Genomic DNA, 26,908 nt, shown 5'->3' with positions numbered 1-26,908 from the left:
ATCGGGCTGCCGGCGAATCGCCGGCTGTTCGCCGGTGCATCACCGGCGAGCGGAACAGTGCCCGCTAGAAACGATCCACAAACTGTGAGTCAAGCCACTCTCGGAAGCGCGACACCCAGTCGCCGTCGGTGGTCGGCCAGTCGAACTGGCCGGTCATCGCGAGCACCCCGATCACGACCGCAGCCAACCCGATCAGCACGCCGAAGAGCGCGTCGGTCTTGCCGGCGACGTGCCGGCGACGAGTGGCCATCAGACCGAGCACCGCCAGCACCGCACCGAACGCGCCGAGCCCGATGCCGTACCCGGCCAGGGTCCCGGTCAGCACGAACATCGCCCCGACGACCGACACGATCAGGCCGAGGGTGGCGAGCAGGCTGGCTCGCGGCTTCGGGCCACGCGTCACCGGCGGCTCGGGCGTGCTCACGCCGGGGGTCGGGTCGACCGGGCGGTCGGTGGTGTCCCGGTCGGTCGTGTCGGGCCGACGGGTGGTGCTGTCGAGGTCGGCGTCCCGCTCGGCGGTGCGTGCCATGGCCGGGGCGACGGCGGGCCGGGACTCGGTCTCCACCTTGGGGCCGGTGCCGGTGCGGGGCTCGGGCGTGACCGGGCTGGTCGTGCCGTTCAGGGGCTCGGGCGCGACGGGCCGGGTCGTGCCGTTCACGGGCTCGGGCGCGACCGGGCGGGCGGTACCCCGGGGCTCGGGCTCCGCCGGTCGCGCGGTAGCGGCTCTGGCCACCGCCGCGCGCTCGTTGGCTCGCCGCTCGGCCTCGCTGGTCTGGCCGCCGGTCGCGCCGGCGCTGCGGTACGTCGTCTGGTCGGCGTCCCGGTCGGTGACCACCGGGCGGCCGGCGCTGTCGTCGGACTGACCGGTCTCGGTGACCGGGGTGTCGCGGCCGTCCACGCGGCCGTCGAGGTTCTCGTCCCGCTTCGGTGCCGGCTCGGACCGGCGGGACAGCGAAGGAATCCTGACCACTACACACCTCCTGATGAATGCGTGGTGGCCGACGGAAAGGGTGGCACCCACGCGGTGTCGCCCCCCAAATACCCACCTGGGCGTTTCCTGACACCAATCCTGGGTACGGCCGCCAAGACCGGCCTTGACCGGCCCTGGTCCCGGCGCGGCGGCGGGCCCGAGCCGATCGGCGCGCGGTCCGGTCGGGCGGGGCTGGCTATCCTTGGCACCTGTGCCAGAGGGACACACGATCCATCGCCTGGCGGCCCGGCACGCCGAGCTGTTCGCCGGGGACAAGCTGCACGCCGTGAGCCCACAGGGCCGCTTCGCCGAGGGTGCCGCCCGGCTATCCGGGACCGTGCTGGAAGGCACCGAGGCGTACGGCAAGCACCTGCTGCACCACTACGCCGGCGAGCTGACCCTGCACGTACACCTCGGGCTGTACGGCAAGTTCACCGACGGGACGGGGGAGCCGCCGGAGCCGGTCGGGCAGGTGCGGCTGCGACTGGCCAGCGACCGGCACTGGCTCGACCTGCGCGGGCCCACGGCCTGTGAGCTGCTCACCCCACCCGAGGTGGCCGCGCTGCGGGACCGCCTCGGGCCGGATCCGCTGCGCGCCGACGTCGACCCGGAGCGGGCCTACGCCCGGATCGCCCGCAGCCCCACCCCTCTCGCCGCGCTGCTGCTGGACCAGTCGGTGGTGGCCGGCACCGGCTTGATCTTCGTGACCGAGGCGCTGTTCCGGGCGGGGCTGCCGCCCACGATGCCCGGCCGACAGTTGACCAGGACCGGCTGGGACGCGCTCTGGGCCGACCTGGTCGGGCTGATGCGGCTCGCGGTCGAGCAGGGCCGGATCGACACGGTCCGCGACACGCACCTGCCGGAGGCGATGGGCCGGCCGGCGCGGGTGGACCGGCACGGTGGCGAGGTGTACGTCTACCGCCGCCCGGGAGCGCCCTGCCACGTCTGCGGCACCGAGGTCAGTCGGGGCGAGCTGGCCGGCCGCAACCTGTACTGGTGCCGTACCTGCCAGGCCGGCTGAGCCGCCCTGCCCGTCCCGCGCCCTCGGCGCCCGCCTGGCGCCGATCTTGCAGTTCCTGTTGTCGACATGGATGGATATGCACCCTAGGTCGGGACAGAAAGTGCAAGATCGCGGAGCTGGGTCAGGATCGCCGAGCCCGACCTCGGTTGGCGTCGAGCAGCCAACGGACCACCTCGATCTTCTCGGGGAAGATGATGTCGTCGGCGACGCTCCAGGCCAGCGTGTGCCCGATCGTCCAACCCCGGACCCGTTCCCGGTCCAGCCCCAGTTCGGTGCTGAGCCGGTCCAGCCGGTGCCGGACCGCGGTCGGTGAGTGGCCCAACTCCGGGCCGCGCACCATCGGCACGACCGAGAACTCCCGCTCCCCGATCAGCGGCTTCGGGTCGATGGCCAGCCACGGCCCGCGGTCGCCGGCGAGCGCGTCGGCGGCGAGGATGTTGCCGGCGTGCAGGTCCTGATTGACCAGCACCTGCTCACCCTGACTCGACGCCAGGCCGGTGAGCAGGTCGAGCGCCGCGTCCAGCAGCCGCCGCTCGTACGGTCGACCGGCCCGTTCCCAGGCCCAGGGCATCCGGTCGATCCAACCCGCGGCCTCCTGCGCCAGCGGGCTGAACGGCGCGCCGGCCGGTCGCCAGAGCCGGGGGAGTAGCCCGATCACCGCGTCCAGCGCCCGGTCCAGCGGAAGGTCGTGCAGGGGAGTGCCGGGTTGGCAACGTTCGAGCAGCAGGGCGCGCCGCCCGGGGTCGTGGGCGAGCAGACGGATCGCCGCGTCGCCGTCCCAGTGGGTCAACGCGTCGGCCTCGTGCCGGCTTTCCTCGTCGGGGTACTGGAGCTTCAGCACCGCCGCCGTGCCGTCGGGCAGGTCGGCGGGGAGCGCGAGTGAGGCGTACGCCTGCCGGAAGGGCGGACCGACCCGCAGCGACCACCGCTCGGCGCACTCAGTCAGCCACGTCGGGAGTGCGGCCAGCCAGGCGCGGCCGGCGGGTGTTCCGCGTACCCAGTCGAGCCCTTCGGGTAGATCCATCGGGCCAGCCACCGTCCCGTCACGACCGCTGCGGCGTCAGGCGTGGGCCGCGATAGGGCAGTGTGGCGCTGTAGACCACGTTCGTGGTGGTGCTGCCGAAGCCGGCGAGATCGTTGATGATCTGTTCGAGGTGCGCCATCGACGTGGCTGCCACCTTCAGCACGTAACAGTCGTCCCCGGTGGTGCGCAAGCACTCCAGGATCTCCAGCCGCCGATCCAGTAGTCGGTGCAGCGGCTCGTGCCGACTGCCGGGGTATTTCAGCCTGACCACCGCCAGCACCGCGAAGCCCGCCTTGGACAGGTCGACCTCGGCGCGGTAGCCGCTGATGACGCCGGTCGCCTCCAGCCGTCTCACCCGTTCGGTGGTGGCCGACGCGCTCAACTTGACCCGGCGGCTGAGTTCGGTGATCGGCAAGCGGCCGTCGCCCTGCAACTCGGTCAGGATCGACCAATCGAGATTGTCAAGATTCTCGGCCACCGGGCCAATCTACCGGTGAATCAACGGCAGATGGCAGCGTAGGCAGGGATCATGGCGTTCCCACGTTGGGTCCGTAATGACTAGCGTGGACGGGTGCAGATTGGCGTGAACGTACCGAACTTCGCCCCGGGAACCGACCCCGACGTGCTGCGGCGGTGGGCGCAGACAGTCGAGGGTCTCGGCTTCGACCTGTTGATGGTCTCCGATCACATCGCGGTGACCCCGGACGTGGCCGAGCAGTATCCGGCGCCGTTCTACGAGCCGTTCACCACGCTGTCCTGGCTGGCCGGGGTGACCAGCCGGGTCCGGCTGGGCACCACGGTGCTCATCGTGCCGTACCGGCATCCGCTGCTCACCGCCCGGATGGCGGCGAACCTCAACCGGCTCAGCGGCGGCCGGCTCGTCCTCGGTGTCGGCGTCGGCTGGGCCCGGCAGGAGTTCGAGGCGCTCGGCGTGCCGTTCCGGCAGCGCGGCGCGCTGACCGACGAGTACCTGCACACCATGCGTGCGGCCTGGCAGGACACCGACGACTACGACACGGATTCGATCCCGATCTGGGTCGGTGGCAACAGCGAAGCCGGCATGCGCCGCGCGGTGTTGCTCGGTGACGCCTGGCACCCGCTGCGCGTCACGCCGGGACGGCTGGCCGAGGCGCTCGGACGGCTGACGGCCATCGCCGACGAGCTGGGTCGCCCGGTGCCCGCGTTGGTGCCGCGGATCGCGCTCCAGGAGACCCGAGATCCGGTGACCGGCCCGGACCGGCTCGCCGGTGTCGGCACCATCGATCAGATCGTCGCCGACCTCGACCAGCTTCGCGCGCTCGGCGCGGAGACGGTGGTGCTGGACCCGTTCAACGGCGACCTGACCGAGATCCGCCAGCCCGAACGCGCCTGGCGGACCCTTGCGGCCGTGGCCGCACATCACGCAACCCAGGAGGATCGATGACCCCCGACGACGAGAAGTTTCTCCGCCACGCAGTGGAAATCGCCAGGCGGGCGGGGGCTTCCGGCGAACGCCCGTTCGGCTCGTTGCTGGTCGACGCGGCCGGCGTCGTCCTGATCGAGGACCACAACACTGTGGTCTCCGACGCGGACATCAGCGCCCATCCGGAGTTGAAGCTGGCCCGCTGGGCGGCTCGGGAACTCTCCCCAGAGGTGGCCGCCGGCACCACCATGTTCACCAGTTGCCAGCCCTGCGCGATGTGCGCGACGGCGATCGACCGATCCGGCCTCGGTCGAGTGGTGTACGCGCTGTCCACCGAGCAGTTCGAGGAGGTCAAGCCGGCCACCCCGCCGCTGCCCCCGGTCCGTTACGAGGGGCCGGCGCTGTTCGATGAGGCACGCCAGCCGATCGACGACTACTACTGATCGGAGCTGTCCCGGGGCGGTGTGACGCAGCCGGAATTGACAGTCGGCGGGCTGCCGGAGCAGGGTTGAGCAGTGACAACGATGTCAACGGGCAAATGGGAGCAAAGCTCCGCGCCGCGTGCCGACTCCGGCCAGTCGATTCGTGGCGTACCGTTGGCCGTTTTGCGGCGCGGACCCGGTCCGTCCGCCGATCCTGGCCGTATGTCCCTTTCCTACCCGACGGTGACCAGCTGAAATGACCGACGTGCCCCGATCTAACGCCGCAACGACCCCCACTCCGACGGGGTCACCAGACCTCCCCGATCTGGACGATTTCCTCGTCGACCAGACCCGGACGCTGCTCGACACCGCCCGCCGCTCGGTGCGGCCCGAGGGCGGCTTCTGGTGGCTCACCGACGACCGCACCCCGGACCGCGGCGAACCGATCCACACCTGGATCACCTGCCGGATGACCCACGTGGCCGCCCTCGCCCACCGCAACGGAGACCCGGACGCCGCCGCCCTGGTCGACCACGGGATCGCCGCACTCAGCACGCTCCTGCGCGACGACCGGTACGGCGGCTGGTTCGGCGCGGTGGACCAGCAGGGAACGCCCGTCAACGACCGCAAGGCCGGCTACGACCACGCGTTCGTGCTGCTCGCCGCCTCCAGCGCCGCACGCGCCGGCCGGCCCGGAGCGGACCGGTTGCTCGCCGACGTGCTGGCCGTCGTGCGGGACCGGTTCTGGGACGACGAGGCCGGCGCGGTCCGCGAATCGTGGAACCGGGACTGGACGGTCACCGAGGACTACCGGGGCGCCAACAGCAGCATGCACATGGTCGAGGCGTTCCTCGCCGCTGCCGCCGCGACCGGCGACGCGAGCTGGGCCGACCGGGCCCTGCGGATCGCCACCCACCTCGTGCACGGTGAGGCGGCCCGGCACGACTGGCGGCTGCCCGAGCACTTCACCACCGACTGGACGCCGCTGCCCGACTACAACCGGGACCAGCCCGCCGACCCGTTCCGGCCGTACGGCTCCACCATCGGGCACTGGCTGGAGTGGGCCCGGCTGCTGCTGGAGTTGGAGGCGGTGCTGCCGCAGCCACCCCGCTGGCTGCTCGCCGACGCCCGTTCCCTGTTCGCCGCCTCCGTGCGTCGCGGCTGGGCGGTCGACGGTGCCGACGGCTTCGTCTACACGATCGACTGGGACGACCGCCCGGTGGTGCGCTCCCGGATGCACTGGGTTCTCGCCGAGGCCATCGGCGCGGCGATCACCCTGCACCGCCGCAGCGGGGACACGGTCTACCTCGACTGGTACCGGGTCTTCTGGGCGTACGCCCGCCGCAGCCTCATCGACCAGACCGGATGGCGGCACGAGTTGGACGCGCAGAACCTGCCCGCCGACACGGTCTGGCACGGCCGACCGGACGTCTACCACGCCTACCAGGCGGTACTGCTGTCCCGCGCGGCCGACGGGCTCGGCGGCCCCGGCCCGCTCGCTCCCGGGGAGGTGACCGCGTGATCGTCGTCGCGGGTGAGGCGTTGATCGACCTGGTCGTCACCGCCGAGGGGCAGCGGGCCGTCCCGGGTGGCTCCCCGGCGAACGTCGCGGTCACCCTGGCCCGGCTCGACCAGCCGGTACGGCTGCTGGCTCGCCTCGCCAGCGACGAGTACGGTCGGCAACTCGTCGAGCATCTGAGCGCCAACCGGGTGGACCTGGAGTGGGCGGTACGCGCCGAGGAGCCCACGTCGGTAGCGGTGGCCACCCTGAACGCCGCCGGGCAGGCCAGCTACGAGTTCCGGCTGGCCGGCGCGGCCGACTGGCAGTGGACGCCGCAGGAGCTGCCCGAGCTGGCCGGGTCACCGGCGATCGCGCTGCACACCGGGTCCCTCGCGCTCGCGTTGGCGCCCGGCGCGGACGCGCTGGAGGGCCTGCTCGCCCGGGAACGCCAGCGCGACGGGCTCACCGTCTCCATCGACCTCAACCTGCGGCCGAGCATTGTCACCGACCGGTCGGCGGAGCAGGAGCGGGTACGCCGGCAGATACGCCTCGCGCACCTGGTCAAGGCCAGCGACGAGGACCTGGCCTGGCTCTACCCGGACCGTTCGGTGGCCGACGTGATGACCGAATGGCATACGGCCGGCGTGTCCTGCGCCGTGGTGACCCGGGGCGGGGACGGCGCCTGGCTGCTCGCGCCGGACGGCTCGCTGCACGAGGAGCCAGCGGTCCGCACCACAGTGGTCGACACCGTCGGTGCCGGCGACTCGTTCACCGGGGGCCTGTTGGCCGCGCTGGCCGACCTCGACGCGCTCGGTGACCGACCGGCCGACCGGCTCGCCGCGGTGACCCCGCAGCAGTGGGCGGAGGTGCTCCGGCAGGCCGCCACGGTGGCCGCGCTGACCTGCGGCCGCCGGGGCGCCGACCCGCCGACCCGCGCCGAGGTAGACAAACTCCTAAACCCCGCAAGCTAACCCCGTCCCGCCCCGCCCCCCGCGATCTTGCATTTTCTGTCGCGACAAAATTGGCCATCTGCCGCAAGCCGGCAACCGAAACTGCAAGATCGCGCGGGCGGGGGCGCGGGCGGGGGCGGGGGGTTAGGTCAGGCCGCGCTTCAGGAGTCTGGTGGGCAGGACCGTGGTTGAGGGTGGGGTGTCGTCGCCGGCTACTCGTTGGAACAGTCGCTCGGTGGCGACTCTTGCCAGCTCCCTCGTGTCGTACGCGACGACGGTCAGCGGTCGGGGCATCAGGTGGGCCAGTTCGAAGTCGTCGAAGCCGACCAGCGCGGCGTCACTGCCCCGCCGGTGCAGCTCCTGGAGCGCGCCGACGGTGAGTCGGTTGTTGGCGCAGAAGAACGCGGTGGGCGGCTCCGGAAGGTCGAGCAGCGCGGCGACCGCCCGCCCGGCCTCCTCGGGAGCGATGAGCCGCTCACGGATCAGCGTCTCGTCCGGCTCGACCCCGGCGGCGTCCAGCGCCGCCCGTGCCCCAGCCAGCCGCTCCCGCATGGTGGGCACGCTCGGCGCGCCGAGCAGGAGCCCCACCCGTCGGTGTCCCTCGTCGAGCAGCGCGCTCACCCCGGCGTGGCTGCCACCTCGGTTGTCCAACAGCACGGCGTCGGCTTGCAGCCCCTGCGGCGGCCGGTCCAGGAACACCACCGGCATGCCCAGCTCGACCTCGCGACGCAGGAACGAGTGGTCCAGGCCCGCCGGTACCACCAGCAGGCCGTCGACCCGGCGCTGGGTGAAGTCCTGGAGTAGGGCGCGTTCCCGCTCCGGGTCCTCCTCCGACGACGCGGTGATCAGCATGGTGCCGTGGGCGGCGGCGATCTCGGCGGCGACGCTGGCGATGGTCGCGTAGAACGGGTTGGCGATCTCCTCGATCAACAGCCCGACGGTGGCGTTGAGCTGCCGGGAGCGCAGGTTACGAGCGATGTCGTTACGCCGGAAGCCCAGCTCGGCGATCGCGGCCAGCACCCGGCCGACCAACTCCTGCCCCACCGGCTCGTCGTTGACGACCCGGGAGACCGTCTTCAGGCTGACGTCGGCCCGCCGGGCCACGTCGACCATCGTGGGACGCCGACGCACGGTCGGCCGGGTCGGGGTCTGGGTCACGGGGTGGTCCTCCACGGCGGGCGCGGGTCAGCGGTCGAGGGCGGCGAGCGCGTCGACCGCTTTTCGGGCGGCGATGAGCACCGGATCCCAGACCGGCGCGTACGGCGGAGCGTAGCCCAGGTCCAGCTGCGTCATATCGTCCACCGTCATGCCGTTCCACAGCGCCACGGCCAGCGAGTCGATCCGTTTGGCCGCCTCGGACCAACCGACGATCTGCGCGCCGAGCAACCGGCCGCTGGGGCGCTCGGCGATCAGCTTCACCGTCATCGGCCGGGCGCCCGGGTAGTAGCCGGCCCGGTTGGTCGACTCGGCGATCACCGAGACGAACTCGAAGCCGGCAGCCGTGGCGTCGCGCTCGCGCAGACCCGTCCGACCCACCTCCAGGTCGCAGACCTTGGTCACCGCCGTGCCGATCACGCCCGTGAAGGTGGCGTACCCGCCACCGATGTTGATCCCGGCGACCCGGCCCTGCTTGTTGGCGTGCGTGCCGAGTGGCACGTGCACCGGCAACCCGCTGACCCGGTGCAGGGTCTCCACGCAGTCACCGGCCGCCCAGATCCCGGCGTGCCCGGGCACCCGCATCCGCCGGTCCACCCGGATCGCGCCGGTCGGCCCGAGGGGCAGCCCGGCCGCCTCCGCGAGTGCGGTGTTGGGGCGTACGCCGAGACCCATGACCACGACGTCGGTCGGGATCGGCCCCTCGGCGGTGACCACGGCGGACACCCGGCCGTCCCGCTCCTCTAGGCCGGTCACCGGCAGGCCGCCGCGGATCGTGATGCCGAGGCCGCGCATCGCCTCGGCGACCAGCTCGCCCATGTCGCTGTCGACCGTCGACATGGGCTGTTCGCCCGCCTCCACCAGGGTCACCGAGAGGCCGCGTTGGATCAGGGCCTCGGCGATCTCGACGCCGATGTACCCGCCGCCGACCACCACGGCCCGGCGGGGCTGCGGGTCGGCGTCCAGCCAGTCGCGCAGCGCCGCACCGTCGTCGAGGGTCTGCATGCCGAACACACCGCCCGCGTCGGTGATCGCCCACGGCGGCTTCACCGGCACCGCGCCGGTGGCGTACATCAGGTCGTCGAAGCGCTCACGGACCTCGCCGCCGCCCTTCAGGTCCCGGGCCACCACCTCGCGGCGTTTCAGGTCGATGGCCGTGACCTCGTGGCGCATCCGGACGTCCATCGCGTACTCGGTGCGGAACGTCTCCGGGGCCCGGGCGATCAACGCCTCGGGACCGGGCACCAGGCCACTGATCCAGTACGGGATGCCGCACGCCGAGTAGGAGGTGAAGTGACCTCGCTCGAAGACCACGATCTCCAGGTCGCCACGGTCACGGCGGCGTCGGGCCTGGGACGCCGCCGACATTCCGGCGGCGTCCCCGCCGATGACGATCAGCCGTTGCGCCACGGGTTCATCCTGTCACGCGGTGATCAGCCGCGGGTCTGCCGTGCGACGTCCTGCACCACGTCGGTGAGTCGGCCGGTGCGCTCGAACACCGCGCGCTGCCGTGCCGCGCCGCTGCCGTGCCGGCGCAACCCACCCAGCAGGTCGGTCACCTCGGCCCAGTCGCCGTGCTCCTCCAGCGCCGGCCGCATCCGCTCCACGAACCGGTCCAACAGCTCCCAGGCCGGGCGCAGCTCACCGTTGGTGACGTCGACGGCCTCGCCTTCCAGGCCGTCATGGGCGGCCCGCCAGTGCGCCCCGACCAGCAGGTGGTGTTCGGTCTGCAACGCCGGTCGGCCGGCCTCGACGTCCGCCATCGCGGTGGCCACGAGCGCCCGGACCAGCGCGGCGACCAGCACCGCGTCGTCCACCGACGGGCAGACGTCGCCGATCCGCAGCTCCACCGTCGGGTACTTCGCCGACAGGCGGGCGTACCAGTAGAGCATTCCCTCGTCGAGCATCACCCCGCTGGAGATCAACTGACGGATCAGCCGTTGGTAGTGCTCGTGCGACTCCAGGAACGGCGTCGGCGCCACCGACGGCCAGCGCTCCCACTCCACCGAGCGCCAACTGGCGTAGCCGGTGTCCTCGCCCCGGGAGAACGGCGAGTTGGTGGTTACCGCGTGCAGCATCGGCAGCCACGGCCGTACGTGGTTGAGCACCTGCACGCCGGTGTCCGGGTCGGGCACCCCCACGTGTACGTGCATACCGTTGTTGCCGGGACCGGGGACGAGCAGCCGGAACCGCTCGATCATCCGGTCGAAGCGGGGCTTGTCCACCACCGGCGGCACCGGGCCGTCCACCGGGCCGGTGCCGATGGCGAGCAGGCGTACGCCGGCCCGCTCGGCGGCGTCGGAGAGCTCCCGACGCAGTACGCCGAGGGAGTGCCGGATCGACGAGAGCTCCAGGCCGGGCGGGCTGCCGATCTCGATCTGACTGGTCTGGAACTCCCGCTCCACCTGCCCGCGAAGTTCGGCCGGCACCTGCTCCATGACCAGGTCCACGGCCGGGACCGCAGCCCCGGTGTGCGGGTCGACGAGCAGGAACTCCTCCTCGACACCCACGGTGAGCAACCCGGTCGCCGCAGCCATGTCGCTGGGCACCTCCGCCACCTGACCGGTCATTGACATCACCCGTCCGTTCCTACCGTCCGCGGTCCGTCCGCGTTGGTCCGCCGTTGGTTACCCAACGTGGCGATGCCGGGAAACGTGGCGGCGGTGCGTCGTACTCGGGTCGGCCCGCCGAATTCGGCTGGATGACGTGACAGCGGGTCCTATGCTGGGCCCGTGCCGGTGCTGCTGGGCTATGTGGGGGTCGCGTGGATGTCCGCGTTCGCCCAGCTCACCCTGCTCGCGGGCCGACCTGTCGACCTGCTCGCGGGCGCCGCGTTGACCGCCCTGGTACTGCTCGCGGTGGTGCTGGCGGCCCGGGTGCACGACCGGGCGGGCGCGCCCGGTGCCGGGCCGCGGTGGGCCGGCCTCCGGGCCCGCTCCCGAAGTCGCCGAATGCCCCGCCAGATCGACCCGGATGCCCCCGGTCGTCCTCGTCCCCGTGCTCCGGGGCACCCCTCGGCCGCGTAGCGCCTCGCCGCCGCGCGGCCGATCCCGCCGTCACCGGCCCCCCTTGCTGAGCGGATACCGCCCGGGGGAAGGGCCTCACCGGAATCGGACCGAGGGGTTCCCATGCTTGCCTTCGCACCACTGCACGACGCTGTCGCCGCTGCCGGCAGCGCGCTGTCCTGGCTCACCGAGCTGCTCGAACCACTGGCCGGCGGCGGAGCGACCGCCGCCGCCATCGTGCTCTTCACCATCGCCGTCCGCCTGCTGATCTCGCCGCTGACAGCCGCGCAGGTCCGCGGCGAGCGGCGCCGCGCGGCGCTCGCCCCACAGGTGCGTGACCTTCAGCAGCGGTACGCCGACGACCCGGCGACGCTTCAGCGCGAGGTGTTCACGTTGTACCGCGAGGCCGGCGCGAACCCGATCGCCGGCTGCCTGCCGCTGCTCATCCAGGCACCGTTCCTGCTGGTGCTGTACCGGTTGTTCAGCACCAGTGAGGGCGGCACCGGGTTGCTGGACGAGCGGTTGGCCGGCGTGCCACTGGGTCACCACCTCAGCGACGGGCTGGCCGGCGCGGCCGGACCGCTGTTCGGCGTACTGCTGGTGGTGTTGCTGGCGGTGGCATGGTGGTCGTCGCGGCGGGCCCGCCGGGCGTCGGCGGCGGTGGGCACGGTGGCCGGTACGCCGACCGAGGGGCCGGGGGCGGCCACGCTCGGCCGGCTGCTGCCCCTGCTGCCGTTCACGACCGTGCTGGTGGCGCTGGTGCTGCCGCTGGCCGCGGTGATCTACCTGGTGACCACGAGCGTGTGGTCGGCCCTTGAGCAGGTGGTGCTGCGCCGCCCACAGGCGGCCCCGTCGTCGCGCCCTCTGGACAGAAACAGTTAACTGTCTTAATAATTGGCGGCAACGTTGACGTCCATAAATGCCCGTCCGGGCCCGGAGGGTCGCATGAAACGCTCGAGATCCCTTGTCCTGTCCCTCGTCGCCGCCCTCGCGGCGACACTCGGCGCGGCCTGGGTGGCACTGCCCGCGTACGCCGCCGGGGCCACCGCCAGCTTCGTCAAGACCGCCGAGTGGGGCTCCGGCTGGGAGGGGAAGTACACCATCACCAACGGCGGCAGCTCGACCATCAACGGCTGGAGCCTCGCCTTCGACCTGCCGTCCGGCACCACCCTCGGCAGCTACTGGGACGCGTTGCTCAGCTCATCCGGCCAGCGGCACACCTTCACCAACCGGTCCTGGAACGGCACCATCGCCCCGGGCGCGTCGGTCTCCTTCGGCTTCCTGGCCAGCGGCTCCGGCTCGCCGGGCGGCTGCCAGCTCAACGGCGCGTCCTGCGGCGGCGGCACCCCGCCCACCACGCCGCCACCGACCACGCCCCCACCGACCACGCCCCCGCCCACCACCCCACCGCCGACCGACCCGCCCACCGGTGGGCTGCCGAAACACCTGCTCACCGGGTACTGGCACAACTTCGACAACCCCGCCGTCGAGCTGCGGCTACGCGACGTCCCCGCCGAGTACGACCTGGTGGCGGTCGCCTTCGCCGAGGCCACCGCGACCCCTGGGGCGCTCACCTTCGGCGTCGACCCCGGACTGGCCGCCGCTCTCGGCGGCTACACCGACGCGGACTTCACCGCCGACGTCCGCACCCTGCACAGCCGGGGCAAGCGGGTGATCCTCTCCGTCGGTGGCGAGACCGGCCGGGTCACCGTGAACAACGCCGCCTCGGCCACCGCGTTCGCCGACACGGCCGCCGCGCTGATCGCCCGGTACGGCTTCGACGGGATCGACATCGACCTGGAGAACGGACTCAACCCCACGTACATGGCGCAGGCGCTGCGCGCGCTGCGGGCCACTGTCGGATCCGGGCTGATCATCGCGATGGCGCCGCAGACCATCGACATGCAGAACCCGGCCGGCGGCTACTTCAAGCTGGCGCTCGACATCAAGGACATCCTCACCGTCGTCAACACCCAGTACTACAACTCCGGCGCGATGCTCGGCTGCGACCAGAACGCCGCGTACGGCCAGGGCACCGTGAACTTCATCGTCGCGTTGGCCTGCATCCAGCTGGAGGCCGGGCTCCGCCCCGACCAGGTCGGCCTCGGCCTGCCCGCCGGAGCGGGGGCGGCCGGCGGCGGCATCGTCGCGCCCAGCGTGGTCAACGCCGCCCTGGACTGCCTGGCCCGGGGCACCAACTGCGGCAGCTTCCGCCCGCCACGCACCTACCCCGGCATCCGGGGCGCGATGACCTGGTCGGTGAACTGGGACGTCAGCAACGGCAACGGCTTCGCCAACACGGTGGGCCCGCACCTGGACACCCTGCCCTGACCGTGCTCGCCGGCGTCCGTCCAGGACGCCGGCGGTAAGCGGTAGCGCGGATCAGCGACCGGCGGTCACCGACCGCCGGTCGTCGCGCTCACGACGCTTGCGAACCTTGCGGATCACCCAACTGGCCACCATCACGACGAAGACCGCGACGATCGCGTAGTTGAACCAGTCGCTGTAGCGCTCGACGTCCTGCCAACGGCTCCCGAGCGCGTAACCGGCCCCCACGATGAGACCGTTCCACACCCCGCTGCCGATGGTGGTGAGCAGGATGAACTCACCCAGCGGCATCCGGTTGGCCCCGGCCGGCACGGAGACCAGGCTGCGGACCACCGGCACCACCCGGCCGATCAGCACCGCCCACCGACCGTGCCGCTCGAACCACTTGTCGGCCTTCTCCAGGTCGTCGCTGTCCACCAACGGGATGTGGTCCAACCAGCGCTTGAGTCGTTCCTCGCCGAGCGCCGCGCCCAGCCAGTAGAGCACCAACGCGCCCACCAGCGAGCCGACCGTCGCGGCCAGCACCACGAGGAAGACGTTGAACTTGCCCTCGTGCGCCAGGAAACCGGCGAGCGCCAGCACGATCTCACTGGGGATCGGTGGAACGATGCTCTCCAGCGCCACCAGCAGCGCCACGCCGACCGGGCCCATCGCCTCGATCACCGAGGCCACCCAGCCGGTCAACCCGGTGAACTCGGACGGGTCGCCAGCCTGGGCGTACGCCATGGTCGTCCTTCCGGTCGGCTGTCGGGGATCGGAGGGTCATACCCAGCGGGGCCCGAACTACACCTGCGCTCAGTGCTCCGGGTGCAGGGCCGTGTCCGCCGGCCCCTGCCGCCAACCGGTGAACACCACAGTCAGACCGGCGCGGGACGGCGCGCAGCAGAACGGGCCGGCCACGGCCTCGGCCGTCGGGTCCAGCGGGGCGAGCCGGACCAGTCGCCACGGCTCGTCGTCGACCCGGGCGCGGATGGTCAGCGCGTCGCCGGCCCTGCTGACCCGGACGGTCACCTCCCGGCCCGCCCACTCCGGCACCGGCCCCACCGACCAGTCAGAGAACTCCCGGGTCACCACCGCGCCGAGCTGAACCTCGCCGTCGCTGATCTCGACACCGGCCTTGGTCCAGGTGCGTTCGTCGACGCGGACGAACGCACCGGCCTGATCGAACTGCGCCGAGAAGTCGAGCCGGAAGCTCACCTCCATGGCGGCGCCCACCGGCAGCGGCGCCAGCAGGGCCGGGCCGTTGTCGTGGACGAAGCCGTAGCTGGTCCGCCGCCAGAAGTCGCTGTCCGCCGCCGGCTCGACGATCAGCTCGCCGGCCGGGCCCTCCTCGACGCGTACCGGCGGGTGCAGCCAGCTGCCCCGGGACCAGTCCAACAGTTCGCTCGGCGGTACGAGGTCGTTCTCCATGACGGCACGGTAACCAACGCCACCCACAGCCGCCGCACGGGTTTGCCGCGGTGATCGAACGGAGATGTTCCTCCGGCATGGGTGACCGTTGGTATTCCGAAGCCGTCGTCTACTGCCTCGACATCGACACGTACGCCGACTCGGACGGCGACGGGGTCGGTGACATCCGTGGGCTGATCGGGAGGCTGGACTACCTGGCCCGGCTCGGGGTGACCTGCCTGTGGCTGCACCCGATCCACCCGTCGCCCAACCGCGACGACGGCTACGACGCCACCGACTTCTACAACGTGGACCCGCGCTTCGGCACCCTGGGCGACTTCGCCGAGCTGCTGCACCAGGCGCAGAACCGGGGCATCCGCGTGATCATCGACCTGGTGGTCAACCACACCTCCGACGAGCACCCGTGGTTCCAGTCCGCCCGTTCCTCGCCGGACTCGCCCTACCGGGACTGGTTCGTCTGGTCCGACACCGAACCGGACGACCGGCACCAGGGCATGGTCTTCCCCGGCGAGCAGGACGAGACCTGGAGCTACGACCGGACCGCCAAGGCCTGGTTCTACCACCGGTTCTACAAGTTCCAGCCGGACCTCAACTTCGCCAACCCGCAGGTCCGCGACGAGATCAAGAAGATCATGGCGTTCTGGCTCCAGCTCGGTGTCTCCGGCTTCCGGATGGACGCGGTGCCGTTCATCATCGAGCTGACCGAACCGGGCAACCCGAACTCCCCGAAGGACTTCGAGTTCCTCACCGAGATGCGCCAGCACGTCCAGTGGCGCCGCGGCGACGCCGTCCTGCTGGCCGAGGCGAACGTCGAGCCCGACCAGCTACCGACGTTCTTCGGCGACGCCAGCGGTTCCGGCAACCGGATCCACATGCTCTTCGACTTCATGCTCAACGGGCGACTCGTGCTCGCCCTGGCCCGCGAGGACCCGGAGTCGCTGATCGAGGCGCTCCGCGACACCCCGAAGCTGCCGGTCGGCGGGCAGTGGGCCACCTTCCTGCGCAACCACGACGAAATCGACCTGTCCCGGCTGACGACCGAACAGCGCAACCAGGTGTACGCGCAGTTCGGCCCGGACGAGAACATGCGCATCTACGACCGGGGTATCCGTCGCCGGCTCGCCCCGATGCTCGGCAACGACCGACGGCGCATCGAGCTGGCGTACGCCCTCCAGTTCTCGATGCGCGGCACGCCGGTGCTGCGCTACGGCGAGGAGATCGGGATGGGCGAGGACCTGTCGCTGCCCGGTCGGGAGGCGATCCGTACCCCGATGCAGTGGTCGTACCAGCCGAATGCCGGCTTCTCCACGGCGGACCCGGAGAAGCTGGTCCGCCCGGTGATCGACAAGGGTGAGTTCGGCTACCAGAACGTCAACGTCACCGCCCAGCGGGGCGACGCCAAGTCGTTGCTCGCCTGGTTCGAGCGCATGATCCGTACGCTGCGGGAGGCTCCGGAGATCGGCTCCGGCTCGACGACCCACATCGACGTGGCGATGCCGGCCGGAGTGCTCGCGCACCGGGCCGACGGGCCGACCGGGACGATGGTCTTCGTGCACAACCTCAGCACCGACGACGTCGAGGTGGACCTCAGCAGCCTCGAGCCGGAGGCCGACCTGCCGATCGACGTGCTTGCCGACCGTGGCTACGGAGAGTTGGGCAAGCTCGGCGCGGTGAAGGTCTCCGGCCACGGATACCGGTGGATTCGCCTATGCCGAGGGTCGGCCTGTTGAGGTTAAGCTCCTCCGATCGACCCCAAGTTACCGGGAGGTAATCATGTCGGAGGAGTCCCGCGTCGCCATCGTCACCGGAGCCGCACGCGGCATCGGCGCGGCCACCGCCCGACGGCTGGCCGCCGACGGAATGGCCGTCGCCGTGGTCGACATCGAGGAGGCGGCCACCAAGGAGACGGTGGACGCCATCGCCGGGGCCGGTGGCCGGGCGCTCGGGGTGGGCGCCGACGTGTCCGACCGGGACCAGGTCGAGTCGGCGGTGAGCCGGATCGCCGCCGAGCTGGGCGCGCCCACCGTGCTGGTCAACAACGCTGGTGTGCTCCGCGACAACCTGCTGTTCAAGATGACCAACGCCGACTGGGACACGGTGATGGGCGTGCACCTGCGCGGCGCGTTCCTGTTCAGCCAGGCCGCCCAGAAGCACATGGTGGACCGGAAGTGGGGGCGGATCGTCAACCTCTCCAGCACCTCCGCGCTGGGCAACCGGGGCCAGGCGAACTACGCCGCCGCCAAGGCCGGTCTACAGGGCTTCACCAAGACGCTCGCCATCGAGCTGGGGCCGTTCGGGGTGACCGTGAACGCTGTCGCACCCGGCTTCATCGTCACCGACATGACGGCGGCCACCGCCGCCCGGATGAAGGTCGACTTCGACGACTTCCAGAAGCACGCCGCCGCCGAGATCCCGGTCCGTCGCCCGGGCCGGCCGGAGGACGTCGCGCACACCATCTCGTTCCTGGCGAGCGAGGGCGCCGGCTTCGTCTCCGGTCAGGTCATCTACGTCGCGGGCGGCCCACGGGACTGATCCGTACTCCCGACGAGGGCGCTCCGGCAGGTAGGCCGGCGCCCTCGTCGCCGGGTCGCCTCCCTGGGTCTTTCGCCCGGTCAGGCGGGTGCGCGGCGGGTGCGCCAGAGCCAGATCAGGCCGAGCACCGGCAGCACCAGCGGGATGTAGCCGTACCCGCTGCCGAACTGCGACCAGACCGTCTCGTCCGGGAAGAGGTCCTTGTCGACCAGGCTCAGAATGCCGACCGCGACCACCCCGACCAGCTCCACCGAGCAGCACGCCAGCGCGACCCGACGGCCGGTGTGCCCGGCGCGGGCCAACCCCAGAGCCGCCACGATGTAGATGAGCGCGGCCAAGCCGGAGAGCAGGTACGCCACCGGCGCCTCGTCTAACTTGGTGGCGATCTGCAAACCCGCCCGACTCGTCGCCGCGATGGCGAAGAGCAGGTAGACAGCGATCAGCAGCCGCCCCGGGCCGGAGTTCGTGCGCTGCCGAGCCGTTCCCGTCTCAACCACCGAGCACCTCCCAGGTCTGCTGCAACCGGACCACCACCACCGGGGCCACCAGGCAGACCGCGCACACGATCGCCGAACCCCAGCGGGTCGGTTCCATCCGGGCCAGCACCCAGGCCAGCGGCGGCAGGCACACCAGCGTGACCAGGTAGCCGAAGAAGGCGCCGGGCTCGCCGGGCCGATCCCCGCCGCCGACCGCGACGAGCGCCAGCACGCTCAACACCAACAACGCCACTTCGAGTACGGCCAGACCGACGAATTGCACCCGGTCCGGCGGCCGGTGGCGTACCGCCGCCACCAGCGCCCACACCGCGACGAGCAGCGACAGCACGATCGGCACTGTCGCGACGATCCCGTCCACCGGTGAATCGGCGCCCACGCTGGTCACCGGACCCACCCGGTCGTTGCCTCGGTCACCGGCACAGCCTACTAACCGTCGTAGTAAAGGGGTGCCCTGCCTCTCCGCGTGTGACGCGCGCCCATCGAGGGGTCCGCAGCCCCGGTGCCCACGCTTCTCGGGTGGGCGTCAGTCGCCTGCTTGCAGCCAGTAGACGGAGATGGCGAGGAGCAGGTCCGGTCCGTCGTTCCGAATCTGGTGCGGCACCCTGCTGTCGAACGCCGCGACGTCGCCGGCCCGCAGGACGCCCGTCTGGTCGCCGAACGTCAAGGTGCCGGTCCCGGACACGATGATCCACACCTCACGAGACCGGTGGACGTCGAGGTCGTTGGAGGTGTTCGGGGCAACCGACCAGCGAGCAACCTCGAACGGGGCGGGCGCCGTGGACGGGAACGGCAGCAGCGCGCGGTGCACGGGGCCGCCCTCGGTGAAGTCGTACCAGTGTTCAAACGTCACGACACCGCTGGTGATCGCTGGATTCGTGCTCGGCATGTCGTCGAGACTGCCTGGTCGCACCTGGTGTGTCTGGCGGCAATCGGACCTGAGGCTACCGAGAGCGGCGCAGGCGGTGCCGTCAGCCCGACGGGTAGCTCGACCAACGACCCGGAAACGAAGGTGGACTGCTTCGATTGGTCGAACCCGCCGCCGTCATGGCCGCCGGGGCGACTAGCGTGGATCACGTCCGTGGCGTTGCCGCGGTGCGGGGAAACAGCGGAGGTACACGTGCTGCGGTTCGGCTTGTTCGGCACCGGTCACTGGGCGATCGAGACGCACGGGAAGGCGCTGCACGCACATCCCGATGCCGAGTTGGTCGGGGTGTGGGGCCGCAACCCGGAGCGGGCCTCCGCGCTGGCCGAGCGGTACGGGGTGCCCGCCTACGCCGACGTCGACGCGCTGATCGAGCAGTGCGAGGCGATCGCCGTCGCGCTGCCGCCGGACATCCAGGCCGACATCGCGGTCCGGGCCGCCCGCGCCGGTCGGCACCTGCTGCTGGACAAGCCGCTGGCGCTCAGCGTGGCCGACGCCGATCGCGTCGTGGCCGCCGCCGAGGAGTCCGGAGTCGCCTCGGTCGTCTTCTTCACCCAGCGGTTCCAGCCGAACGTGACCGCGTTCCTCGCCGCCACCGCCGCCGCCGGGGGCTGGCAGCATGGCCGGACCACCGCGTTCGCCTCGATCTTCCAGGACGGCAGCCCGTACGGCGGCTCGTTGTGGCGTCGGGAGCACGGGGCGCTCTGGGACATCGCCCCGCACGCGCTCTCGATCCTCCTGCCGGTGCTGGGCCGGGTGACGCAGGTGGCGGCGATGGACGGACCGAGCGGGATGGTGCATCTGCTGCTCACCCACGAGGGCGGTGCCACGAGCAGCGCCTCGCTCTCCCTGGATGCCCCGAGCGAGTCGATGGCCCGGGAGTTCGTGTTCTACGGCGAGAACGGCATCGAGGACGTCCCGTTCGGCGAGAACGACGCCGCTACCGCGTTCGGCGTCGCCATCGACCAGCTCGTCGAGCAGGTGCAGGCCGGCACCAGGGACCACCGCTGCGACGTCCGCTTCGGCCGCGAGGTCGTCGCCATCCTCGCCGCCGCCGAAACCGCCCGCACCGAATCCCGCACCATCCCCGTCCCTAACCCCTAACCCCTAACCCCCCGCCCACCCGTCGACCCCGGCGATCATGGAGTTAGCGGCGCGACACGCCGTGGTAGACGGCAACAACCTCATGATCACCGGGGCTGGGCTGGGCTGGGCTGGGTTTAGGTGGGGGTGGAGAGGGCGGCGTTCAGTTCGTCGGGGGAGTTGAACTGGTCGGGTGGTAGGGCCTGGAGCATTTGGAGCATTGCCGTGCTGGCCCCGTTCTCCTGACCCCAGCGGATCAGGTCCTCCCGGGAAACCGGGTAGTCGAGCCCGGCCAGGTACTCCTGCAACTGAACGCCGGTGACGGTCATGTCGGCCGGCTACCCGCTCGCGGTGGCCGTACACCGGCTTGGTTGGCGCCCACGACGGCCCGGCGGCCGGCGTGTCGGCCCGCGACGCGCGCACGGTTTGCCGCAGCGGCGGCCGGGTAGCCGCTGGCATGCTGGTTCAGCGGCTCGGCGCGCCGAGCGATTTCGACCCGTTGCTGGAGCGCGTTCGGGACGCCCGGGTGGTGATGATCGGTGAGTCCACCCACGGCAGTTACGACTACTACCGGTTGCGTGAGCAGCTCACCCGCCGGTTGATCGCGGAGTGCGGCTTCTCCTTCGTCGCCGTGGAGGGTGACTGGCCCGACTGCGATCGGGTGCACCGTTCGGTGACGGCCGCGCCGGGCGGCGCGCTCGAACCGCAGCTCGCACTCGACCAGTTTGAGCGATGGCCGACCTGGATGTGGGCCAATGCCGAGGTGGCCCGGTTCGCGAGCTGGCTGCGGGCCTGGAACGTGGAGCGTCCGGAGGAGCAACGGGCCGGGTTCCACGGCCTCGACGTGTACAGCCTCTGGGAGTCGATGCAGGCGATCTTCGACTACCTGGGGGAGGAGGACCCGAAGTCGCTGGAGGCGGCGCAGGACGCGTACCGGTGTTTCGAGCCGTACGGCAAGAGGGTCGAGGAGTACGGCGCGGCCAGTCGGTTCGTCTCCGCCCGCTGCGAGGAGGAGGTCGTCCGGTTGCTCGCCCGGACCCGCGAGCACGCCCTCTCTGATGGCCCGGACCGCTTCTCGGCCTGGCAGAACGCGGAGGTGGTGGCCGGCGCCGAGCGCTACTACCGGGCGATGGTGGCCGGCGGGCCGGACTCGTGGAACATCCGCGACACCCACATGCAGGACACCCTGGACCGGCTGTTGGACCGGTACGGCCCCGATGCCCGGGGCATCGTCTGGGCGCACAACACGCACATCGGGGATGCGCGGGCCACCGACATGGCCGCCGACGGGATGGTCAACATTGGTCAGTTGGCCCGGGAGCGGCACGGCGAGGACGCGGTGGCCCTGGTCGGCTTCGGCAGCTACCGGGGCACGGTGATCGCCGCACCCCGCTGGGGTTCGCCGCCCGAGGCGATGGTGGTGCCCCCGGCTCGGGAGGGTTCGATCGAGCGGCGGTTGCACGAGCTGATGCCGGAGCGGGCGGTGCTGATCTTCGGCGGCGACGACCAGCCGGGCTGGGTCACCGAAACCGTGGACCACCGGGCGATCGGGGTCGTCTACGACCCGTCGTTCGAGTCCTGGGGCAACTACGTGCCCACCCGGCTCGGCGACCGCTATGACGCCTTCATCTGGTGCGACGACACCACGGCCCTGCACCCGCTACCGGTGCCAGCGGTCCCCGGCGAGATGGAGACCTACCCGGCGGGCGTCTGACGCGGTGGAGGTGTGGTGCCCGGCGGGCACCACACCTCCACTGTCGGGTGGGTCAGACGTGCGTCGGGGTGCGGTCTTCGAGGTGGGTGCGCAGGCCCTCGCCTTCGATGTCCACGTTGGGCAGGGCGCGGTTGAGCCAGCGGGGCAGCCACCAGGCGCGGTCGCCGAGGAGTGACATCACCGCCGGGACGATGGTCATCCGGACCACGAACGCGTCGATGGCGACACCGATGGCGAGCGCGAAGCCCATCGACTTGATCACCGGGTCCTCCAGGAAGACGAAGCCCCCGAAGACCGAGATCATGATCAGCGCTGCGGCCGTGACCACCCGCGCGCCGTGCCCCATGCCGCTGATGGTGGCCTGTCGGGCGGTCTCACCGTGGACGAAGTCCTCCCGCATCCGGGACACCAGGAACACCTCGTAGTCCATGGCGAGCCCGAACAGGATGCCGATGAGCAGGATCGGCAGGAAGCTGATCAGCGGGCCGGGCGTGTCCAGGCCGACGAGGTCGGCGAGGTGCCCCTGCTGGAAGACGGCCACCGTGATGCCGAACGTCGCGGCGACGGTGAGCAGGAAGCCCAGCGCCGCCTTGATCGGCACCAGCAGCGAGCGGAACACCAGCATCAGCAGCAGCACCGAGAGCCCGACCACCAGCAGCAGGTAGATCGGTAGCGCGTCGGAGAGCTTCTCGGAGACGTCGATGCCGATGGCGGTGACGCCGGTGAGCAGCACGTCCGCGTCGGGGATACCGCTCACCGCCCCACGGATGTCGTGCACCAGGGTCTCGGTGGCCTCGTCGGTCGGGCCGGTCTTCGGCACCACGCCGAGCAGCGCGGTCCGGCCGTCCGGGCTGAGTTGGGGCGGCGCCACCGCGAGGACGTTCTCGGTGCGCTGGAGCAGGGCGGTGACCTGCGGCACGGCGGCCGAGGTGGCCTGTGGCGTGTCACCGGCGACCACCACCGCGAGCCGGCCGGTGAAGCCCGCTCCGAAGCCCTCGACGGTCAGGTCGTTCGCCACTCGGGCGGGTGAGCCGACGGCGGCCGTCGCGGCGCCCGGCAGGGCCAGCCGCATGTCCGGCGTGGGCAGCGCGAGCAGCCCCAGGCCGAGCAGGCCGACCAGGATGACCGGTACCCGGAACCGGGTGACCAGTCGCGCCCAGCGGAAGCCGAACCGGTTGCGCTCCTCGGTCGTGGTCGTCGTCGCCGCGGGCGGCCGGTCGGTGACGTCCGAGTCGTCCTCGTCAGCGGCGGTGCCGTCGGTGGGAACGGAACGCAGCCGGCGGGGGAGCACCCGGCGACCGGCGAAGCCGAGCAGCGCCGGCTGGAGGGTGATGGCGACCAGCACGGCGACAGTGACCGTGCCGGCGGCGGCGAGACCCATCACGGTGAGGAACGGGATGTCCACCACGGCGAGCCCGGCCAGGGCGATGACCACTGTGGCGCCGGCGAAGACCACTGCCGAGCCGGCGGTACCCACGGCCCGGCCGACCGCCTCCTCCGGGGACAGGCCGTCGAGCAGGTTCTGCCGGTGCCGGGAGGTGATGAAGAGTGAGTAGTCGATGCCGACCGCGAGACCGAGCATCAGCGCCAGGATCGGCGCGGTGCTGGTGAGCTGGACGACTCCGCTCAGCGCGAACAGCCCGGCCATGCCGGCGCCCACGCCGATCAGCGCGTTGAGCATCGTCATGCCGGCGGCGACCAGGGAACCGAACGTGATGATCAGGACGATCGCGGCGACCAGCACGCCGAGCGCCTCGGTGGAACCGATCTCCGGCTCGCCGCCGAGCACCTCACCGCCGGGGGCGACCTGCCAGCCCTGCGCCTTGGCCGCTGCGCCAACCTGCTCGTACGCGGTGCGCTGCTCGTCGGTCACGTCGTCCCCGCCGGTGGCGAACTGGACCTGGACCAGCGCGTACCGGCCGTTGGGTGAGACCGCGCCGACCTGGAGCGGGTTGACCGCGCCGACCACGCCGGGCAGTGTCGACGCCTGCTGGACGAGCTCCTGCACCACGGCCTGACCCTGCGGGGTGGCCAGTTGGCCGTCGGCGGGCGCCTTGACCGCGATGGTGCCGGTGGCGCCGCTCGCCGCGGGGAACTGGTCGGCCAGCAGGTCGAGCGCGCGCTGGCTCTCGGTGCCGGGCATGGTGAAGTTGCTCGCCGTCGGGCCGCGCAGGGTCGCCGCGGCCAGGCCGGCGCCGACGAGTACGACGAGCCAGAGCGCGACGACGAGCCGTCGCCGGCGCAACGCGCCCCGGCCGAGCCGGTAGAGCAGGGTGGCCATCAGGAGTCCTTGTCCTCGGTCGTGGGTGGATGGGGCAGGGGTGCGTCGACGGGTTCGACGGCCCGCCGGGCGAGGGTGAGCAGGGCGAGGCGCAGTTCGTCGTCGGGGATGTCGGCGAACTCGGCGCACGCCTCGGAGATGCCGGCGAGCAGCACCAGCGCGGCGATCCGGGCGCCCGGCCGGTCGGAGTGCCCGGCCAACGCGTCCCGCAGCCGGTCGGAGATCTCCTGGATATGCGCGAAGGCCGGCTGGCACAGCAGTTCCGGGAACTCGCCGCGCAGTACGGCGATCTCCTGCCGGAACCGGACCGCGAGGTCGACGAAGCCCTGTGCGGCGACCTCCTGGGCGGCCGCACCGGTCAGGCCGTTGAGCTGGTCGTCGAGGCTGCGAAGCACCTCGATCGCGGGGGCCATCAGCTCGGCGAGCAGGGCTTCCTTGTTGGCGAAGTGGTAGAGCACGGTGGCCTTGGAGCAGCCGACCTCTCGGGCGATGTCCTGCAATGAGGTGCCCCGGTAGCCGGTCACCGTGAACTGCCGCGCCGCCGCGGCGAGTATCTCGCCGTGCGTGTCGGGTACCGCTCTGACCATGCCCGGTCCACCTCCCGCAGACCAGCATGCCTGACCGATCGGTCAGACCCTGACCGATCGGTCAGATGGAAGCGGTGGCGTTCACCACACCCCTGGCGTGTTTATCCGATCTGTTGGGCGTCGTACCTGGTCCGCGCCTCGGCGATGGCCCGGCGGTGCCGCTCGGCCCAGCTGGTCAGCGCGACCAGCGACTCGTAGAGCTCCAGCGCCATCGGGGTGGCGGTGTATTCGACCTTGGGCGGGACGGTCGGGTAGACCGTGCGGTGCAACAGGCCGTCTCGTTCCAGGTTGCGCAGCGTCAGCGTGAGCATCCGGCGGCTGATCCCCTCGATGTGCCGCTCCAGCTCGGTGAAGCGCACCGGCCCGCTCGAGGCGGCCACCAGGATGCCGATGCTCCACTTGCCGCCCACCCGGTCGAGCACCTCGCGGACGGTGCACGCCCGAGCCTGACCCGGGGTGAACGGCACGTTCTCGGCCGAGCAGGTCAGCTCGGCCTTGACCAGCGCGGACACATCGCTGTTCCTCTGGGACATCAAAGTGCCTCCTTCCGCTCCGGTTCATGGTCACAGACGATGACCTCGGTAACAAACCGTGCACCAAGGAGGGTTTCGTGGAGCGTGTCGTCCCATCCCGTTGGCCGGCGCTGCTGGTGCTCTGCGCCGGCAGCCTGATGATCATCCTGGATGGCACCGTCGTCGCGGTGGCGCTGCCCGCCATCCAACACGACCTGGGCTTCAGCGCCGCCGGCCTGGCCTGGGTGGTGAACGCCTACCTGGTCGCGTTCGGCGGGCTGTTGCTGCTCGCCGGCCGGCTCGGTGACCTGCTGGGCCGGCGCAGGGTCTTCCTGGCCGGCGTCGCGCTGTTCACGGTGGCCTCGCTGGCCTGCGCGGTCGCCACCGGGCCGGCCCTGCTGGTGGGCGCGCGGTTCGGGCAGGGCGTCGGCGGCGCGCTGGCCATGGCCGTCAGCCTCGGCATGATCGTCCGGCTCTATCCCGAAGCGGCCGAACGGGCCCGCGCCATCGCCGTCTTCAGCTTCACCGGCGCGGCCGGTGCGTCGGTCGGCACGGTCGCCGGAGGGGTGCTCACCCAGGCCGCCGGGTGGCGGACGATCTTCCTGGTCAACGTGCCGATCGGGGCGGCGATCCTCATCGCGGCCCTCCGCCGGCTCCCGGCCGAACGAGGGATCGGCCTGCGCGCCGGCCTGGACCTCCCCGGCGCGCTGCTCGCCACCGCCGGTCTGATGGCCGCCGTGTTGGGCATCGTCGGAACGGGCGAGCACGGCTGGACCAGCCCTCGGACGCTCGGCGCGGTGGCCCTCGCGGCGCTGCTGCTCGGCGGGTTCGCGCTGCGCCAACGGGTGGCGGCGGCCCCGCTGGTGCCGTCCCGGGTGCTGCGCGTCCCGGGTCTGGTGGCGGCGAACGCCGTGCAGTTCCTCATGGTCTGCGCGTACTTCGGGTTCCAGTTCCTGCTCGCCGTGGAGCTGCAACTGGTGCTGGGGTTGGACGCCGCCGCGACCGGCTGGGCCTTCCTGCCCACCCCGGTCGTGATCGCCGTTGTCTCGCTCGGCCTGGCCGGTCGGCTGATCGCCCGCTTCGGTGCCCGGATGGTTCTGCTGGTCGGACTCGGCCTGGCGACCGTCGGCTTCCTCCTGCTCGCCCGGCTGCCCGCCGACGGCGGCTACGTCGCCGACGTACTCCCGGCGATGTTGATCTTCGGCGTGGCCGGCGGCCTGACCCTGCCGGCGGTCACCACGGTGGCCATGGCCGGCGCGACCGACACCGACGCCGGGCTCGCCTCCGGCCTGGCCAACACCACCCAACAGGTCGGCGGAGCGGTCGGCCTGGCCGCGCTGGCCACCCTGGCCGCCACCCGCAGCGACGGGCTGCGGGCCGCCGGCTGGGCCGAGACCGCCGCGCTCGCCGGCGGCTACCGGACCGCGTTCGCAGTGGCCGCCGGTCTCGTGGTCGCCGCGTGGCTGGTGGCGCTGACCACCCTGCCCCGACGCCCGGCCGGGCCGTCGTCGGCGGCCGACCCGTCGGAACCGGCCGGGGTGAGCGCCGGAATCGATTCGTACCGAAGCGCCGCGTCCAGTTGACCGACGGCA

General features: G+C 71.7%; 28 protein-coding genes. 13 read left to right on the top strand and 15 right to left on the bottom strand.

Translation table 11 applies throughout. The annotated features are described in order from the left end of the window. Nucleotides 1–64: 64 nt before the first annotated feature. On the bottom strand, nucleotides 65–970 hold the full coding sequence (locus ACQRWP_RS22870; RefSeq protein WP_430497599.1) for a thrombospondin: 906 nt from the start codon (nucleotides 968–970) through the stop codon (nucleotides 65–67). 211 nt (nucleotides 971–1,181) lie between these two features. On the opposite strand from ACQRWP_RS22870, the gene ACQRWP_RS22865 reads away from it, so the two are divergent. Further along, nucleotides 1,182–1,991 (top strand): Fpg/Nei family DNA glycosylase, encoded by an 810-nt coding sequence (locus ACQRWP_RS22865; protein WP_430497597.1) that lies wholly within the window; start codon nucleotides 1,182–1,184, stop codon nucleotides 1,989–1,991. Between the two features lie 121 nt (nucleotides 1,992–2,112). Here ACQRWP_RS22865 and ACQRWP_RS22860 read toward each other — a convergent pair whose 3' ends face one another. Continuing rightward, nucleotides 2,113–3,015, bottom strand: a complete 903-nt coding sequence (locus tag ACQRWP_RS22860; protein WP_430497595.1) for an aminoglycoside phosphotransferase family protein — start codon at nucleotides 3,013–3,015, stop codon at nucleotides 2,113–2,115. A gap of 19 nt (nucleotides 3,016–3,034) precedes the next feature. Then, a complete protein-coding gene (locus ACQRWP_RS22855) occupies nucleotides 3,035–3,493 on the bottom strand; it encodes an Lrp/AsnC family transcriptional regulator (RefSeq protein ID WP_430497594.1) in 459 nt (152 codons plus the stop codon). Nucleotides 3,494–3,586: 93 nt separating this feature from the next. On the opposite strand from ACQRWP_RS22855, the gene ACQRWP_RS22850 reads away from it, so the two are divergent. The 4 genes from ACQRWP_RS22850 to ACQRWP_RS22835 all read left to right on the top strand — a co-directional run bounded on the left by ACQRWP_RS22850 (nucleotide 3,587) and on the right by ACQRWP_RS22835 (nucleotide 7,311). Continuing rightward, nucleotides 3,587–4,438 (top strand): LLM class flavin-dependent oxidoreductase, encoded by an 852-nt coding sequence (locus ACQRWP_RS22850; protein WP_430497593.1) that lies wholly within the window; start codon nucleotides 3,587–3,589, stop codon nucleotides 4,436–4,438. Further along, nucleotides 4,435–4,860: a nucleoside deaminase gene (locus ACQRWP_RS22845; RefSeq protein WP_091405997.1), complete on the top strand. Its 426-nt coding sequence runs from the start codon at nucleotides 4,435–4,437 to the stop codon at nucleotides 4,858–4,860. The genes ACQRWP_RS22850 and ACQRWP_RS22845 overlap by 4 nt, the downstream gene beginning before the upstream one ends. Nucleotides 4,861–5,095: 235 nt before the next feature. After that, nucleotides 5,096–6,361: an AGE family epimerase/isomerase gene (locus ACQRWP_RS22840; RefSeq protein ID WP_430497591.1), complete on the top strand. Its 1,266-nt coding sequence runs from the start codon at nucleotides 5,096–5,098 to the stop codon at nucleotides 6,359–6,361. Then, entirely contained in the window at nucleotides 6,358–7,311 is a 954-nt protein-coding gene (locus ACQRWP_RS22835; protein ID WP_430497589.1) for a carbohydrate kinase family protein, read from the top strand. The genes ACQRWP_RS22840 and ACQRWP_RS22835 overlap by 4 nt, the downstream gene beginning before the upstream one ends. A 123-nt stretch (nucleotides 7,312–7,434) precedes the next feature. Here the strand turns inward: ACQRWP_RS22835 and ACQRWP_RS22830 are convergent, their stop codons facing one another. From ACQRWP_RS22830 to ACQRWP_RS22820, 3 genes are all read right to left on the bottom strand, one after another. After that, nucleotides 7,435–8,403, bottom strand: coding sequence for a LacI family DNA-binding transcriptional regulator (locus ACQRWP_RS22830; RefSeq protein WP_425700653.1), 969 nt, complete (start codon nucleotides 8,401–8,403; stop codon nucleotides 7,435–7,437). Nucleotides 8,404–8,475: 72 nt separating this feature from the next. Then, nucleotides 8,476–9,855, bottom strand: coding sequence for an FAD-dependent oxidoreductase (locus tag ACQRWP_RS22825; RefSeq protein WP_430497588.1), 1,380 nt, complete (start codon nucleotides 9,853–9,855; stop codon nucleotides 8,476–8,478). A gap of 23 nt (nucleotides 9,856–9,878) precedes the next feature. Then, complete coding sequence (locus ACQRWP_RS22820) at nucleotides 9,879–11,015, bottom strand: carboxylate-amine ligase (protein WP_430497587.1); 1,137 nt, start codon at nucleotides 11,013–11,015, stop codon at nucleotides 9,879–9,881. 162 nt (nucleotides 11,016–11,177) lie between these two features. Between ACQRWP_RS22820 and ACQRWP_RS22815 the strand changes: the two genes are divergently transcribed. The 3 genes from ACQRWP_RS22815 (at nucleotide 11,178) to ACQRWP_RS22805 (ending at nucleotide 13,781) form a co-directional block, all read left to right on the top strand. Next, nucleotides 11,178–11,471: a DUF6412 domain-containing protein gene (locus ACQRWP_RS22815; RefSeq protein ID WP_430497585.1), complete on the top strand. Its 294-nt coding sequence runs from the start codon at nucleotides 11,178–11,180 to the stop codon at nucleotides 11,469–11,471. Nucleotides 11,472–11,573: 102 nt separating this feature from the next. Beyond that, nucleotides 11,574–12,332 carry a YidC/Oxa1 family membrane protein insertase gene (locus ACQRWP_RS22810; protein ID WP_430497583.1) on the top strand — a complete coding sequence of 253 codons (759 nt, stop codon included), beginning with the start codon at nucleotides 11,574–11,576 and terminating at the stop codon, nucleotides 12,330–12,332. A 63-nt stretch (nucleotides 12,333–12,395) separates the two neighbouring features. After that, entirely contained in the window at nucleotides 12,396–13,781 is a 1,386-nt protein-coding gene (locus ACQRWP_RS22805; RefSeq protein WP_430497582.1) for a chitinase, read from the top strand. A 51-nt stretch (nucleotides 13,782–13,832) separates the two neighbouring features. Here the strand turns inward: ACQRWP_RS22805 and ACQRWP_RS22800 are convergent, their stop codons facing one another. After that, entirely contained in the window at nucleotides 13,833–14,504 is a 672-nt protein-coding gene (locus ACQRWP_RS22800; RefSeq protein WP_430497581.1) for a DedA family protein, read from the bottom strand. Between the two features lie 69 nt (nucleotides 14,505–14,573). Continuing rightward, a complete protein-coding gene (locus tag ACQRWP_RS22795; RefSeq protein ID WP_430497579.1) occupies nucleotides 14,574–15,188 on the bottom strand; it encodes a DUF1349 domain-containing protein in 615 nt (204 codons plus the stop codon). Between the two features lie 77 nt (nucleotides 15,189–15,265). Here ACQRWP_RS22795 and ACQRWP_RS22790 point away from each other — a divergent pair, with 77 nt between their 5' ends. Continuing rightward, nucleotides 15,266–16,918, top strand: coding sequence for an alpha-amylase family protein (locus ACQRWP_RS22790; protein WP_430497577.1), 1,653 nt, complete (start codon nucleotides 15,266–15,268; stop codon nucleotides 16,916–16,918). Between the two features lie 43 nt (nucleotides 16,919–16,961). Then, the gene (gene fabG, locus ACQRWP_RS22785) at nucleotides 16,962–17,720 is read left to right on the top strand and encodes a 3-oxoacyl-ACP reductase FabG (protein ID WP_430497576.1); all 759 of its coding nucleotides are present in this window, start codon (nucleotides 16,962–16,964) and stop codon (nucleotides 17,718–17,720) included. Between the two features lie 80 nt (nucleotides 17,721–17,800). Here the strand turns inward: fabG and ACQRWP_RS22780 are convergent, their stop codons facing one another. From ACQRWP_RS22780 to ACQRWP_RS22770, 3 genes are all read right to left on the bottom strand, one after another. Then, complete coding sequence (locus ACQRWP_RS22780) at nucleotides 17,801–18,217, bottom strand: hypothetical protein (protein WP_430497574.1); 417 nt, start codon at nucleotides 18,215–18,217, stop codon at nucleotides 17,801–17,803. Further along, nucleotides 18,210–18,602 (bottom strand): hypothetical protein, encoded by a 393-nt coding sequence (locus ACQRWP_RS22775; RefSeq protein ID WP_181518429.1) that lies wholly within the window; start codon nucleotides 18,600–18,602, stop codon nucleotides 18,210–18,212. The genes ACQRWP_RS22780 and ACQRWP_RS22775 overlap by 8 nt, the downstream gene beginning before the upstream one ends. A gap of 138 nt (nucleotides 18,603–18,740) precedes the next feature. Further along, on the bottom strand, nucleotides 18,741–19,067 hold the full coding sequence (locus tag ACQRWP_RS22770) for a cupin domain-containing protein (RefSeq protein WP_430497572.1): 327 nt from the start codon (nucleotides 19,065–19,067) through the stop codon (nucleotides 18,741–18,743). Between the two features lie 267 nt (nucleotides 19,068–19,334). Here ACQRWP_RS22770 and ACQRWP_RS22765 point away from each other — a divergent pair, with 267 nt between their 5' ends. Then, nucleotides 19,335–20,243: a Gfo/Idh/MocA family protein gene (locus ACQRWP_RS22765; protein WP_430497570.1), complete on the top strand. Its 909-nt coding sequence runs from the start codon at nucleotides 19,335–19,337 to the stop codon at nucleotides 20,241–20,243. Between the two features lie 116 nt (nucleotides 20,244–20,359). Here the strand turns inward: ACQRWP_RS22765 and ACQRWP_RS22760 are convergent, their stop codons facing one another. Continuing rightward, nucleotides 20,360–20,551 carry a DUF2795 domain-containing protein gene (locus ACQRWP_RS22760; protein ID WP_238670564.1) on the bottom strand — a complete coding sequence of 64 codons (192 nt, stop codon included), beginning with the start codon at nucleotides 20,549–20,551 and terminating at the stop codon, nucleotides 20,360–20,362. Between the two features lie 128 nt (nucleotides 20,552–20,679). Here ACQRWP_RS22760 and ACQRWP_RS22755 point away from each other — a divergent pair, with 128 nt between their 5' ends. Further along, nucleotides 20,680–21,936, top strand: coding sequence for an erythromycin esterase family protein (locus ACQRWP_RS22755; RefSeq protein ID WP_430497568.1), 1,257 nt, complete (start codon nucleotides 20,680–20,682; stop codon nucleotides 21,934–21,936). Nucleotides 21,937–21,988: 52 nt separating this feature from the next. Here ACQRWP_RS22755 and ACQRWP_RS22750 read toward each other — a convergent pair whose 3' ends face one another. The 3 genes from ACQRWP_RS22750 to ACQRWP_RS22740 form a co-directional block, all read right to left on the bottom strand. Further along, nucleotides 21,989–24,217, bottom strand: coding sequence for an MMPL family transporter (locus ACQRWP_RS22750; RefSeq protein WP_430497566.1), 2,229 nt, complete (start codon nucleotides 24,215–24,217; stop codon nucleotides 21,989–21,991). Further along, on the bottom strand, nucleotides 24,217–24,804 hold the full coding sequence (locus tag ACQRWP_RS22745) for a TetR/AcrR family transcriptional regulator (RefSeq protein WP_357184789.1): 588 nt from the start codon (nucleotides 24,802–24,804) through the stop codon (nucleotides 24,217–24,219). The genes ACQRWP_RS22750 and ACQRWP_RS22745 overlap by 1 nt, the downstream gene beginning before the upstream one ends. Before the next feature lie 101 nt (nucleotides 24,805–24,905). Further along, a complete protein-coding gene (locus ACQRWP_RS22740; protein WP_430497564.1) occupies nucleotides 24,906–25,340 on the bottom strand; it encodes a winged helix-turn-helix transcriptional regulator in 435 nt (144 codons plus the stop codon). 74 nt (nucleotides 25,341–25,414) lie between these two features. Here ACQRWP_RS22740 and ACQRWP_RS22735 point away from each other — a divergent pair, with 74 nt between their 5' ends. Further along, nucleotides 25,415–26,899 (top strand): MFS transporter, encoded by a 1,485-nt coding sequence (locus ACQRWP_RS22735; protein ID WP_430497562.1) that lies wholly within the window; start codon nucleotides 25,415–25,417, stop codon nucleotides 26,897–26,899. The last annotated feature ends 9 nt before the right edge of the window (nucleotides 26,900–26,908 follow it).

This window comes from Micromonospora trifolii (assembly GCF_050516465.1).
Classification (GTDB): domain Bacteria; phylum Actinomycetota; class Actinomycetes; order Mycobacteriales; family Micromonosporaceae; genus Micromonospora; species Micromonospora trifolii.
This window is presented reverse-complemented; position numbering and strand designations above follow the sequence as displayed.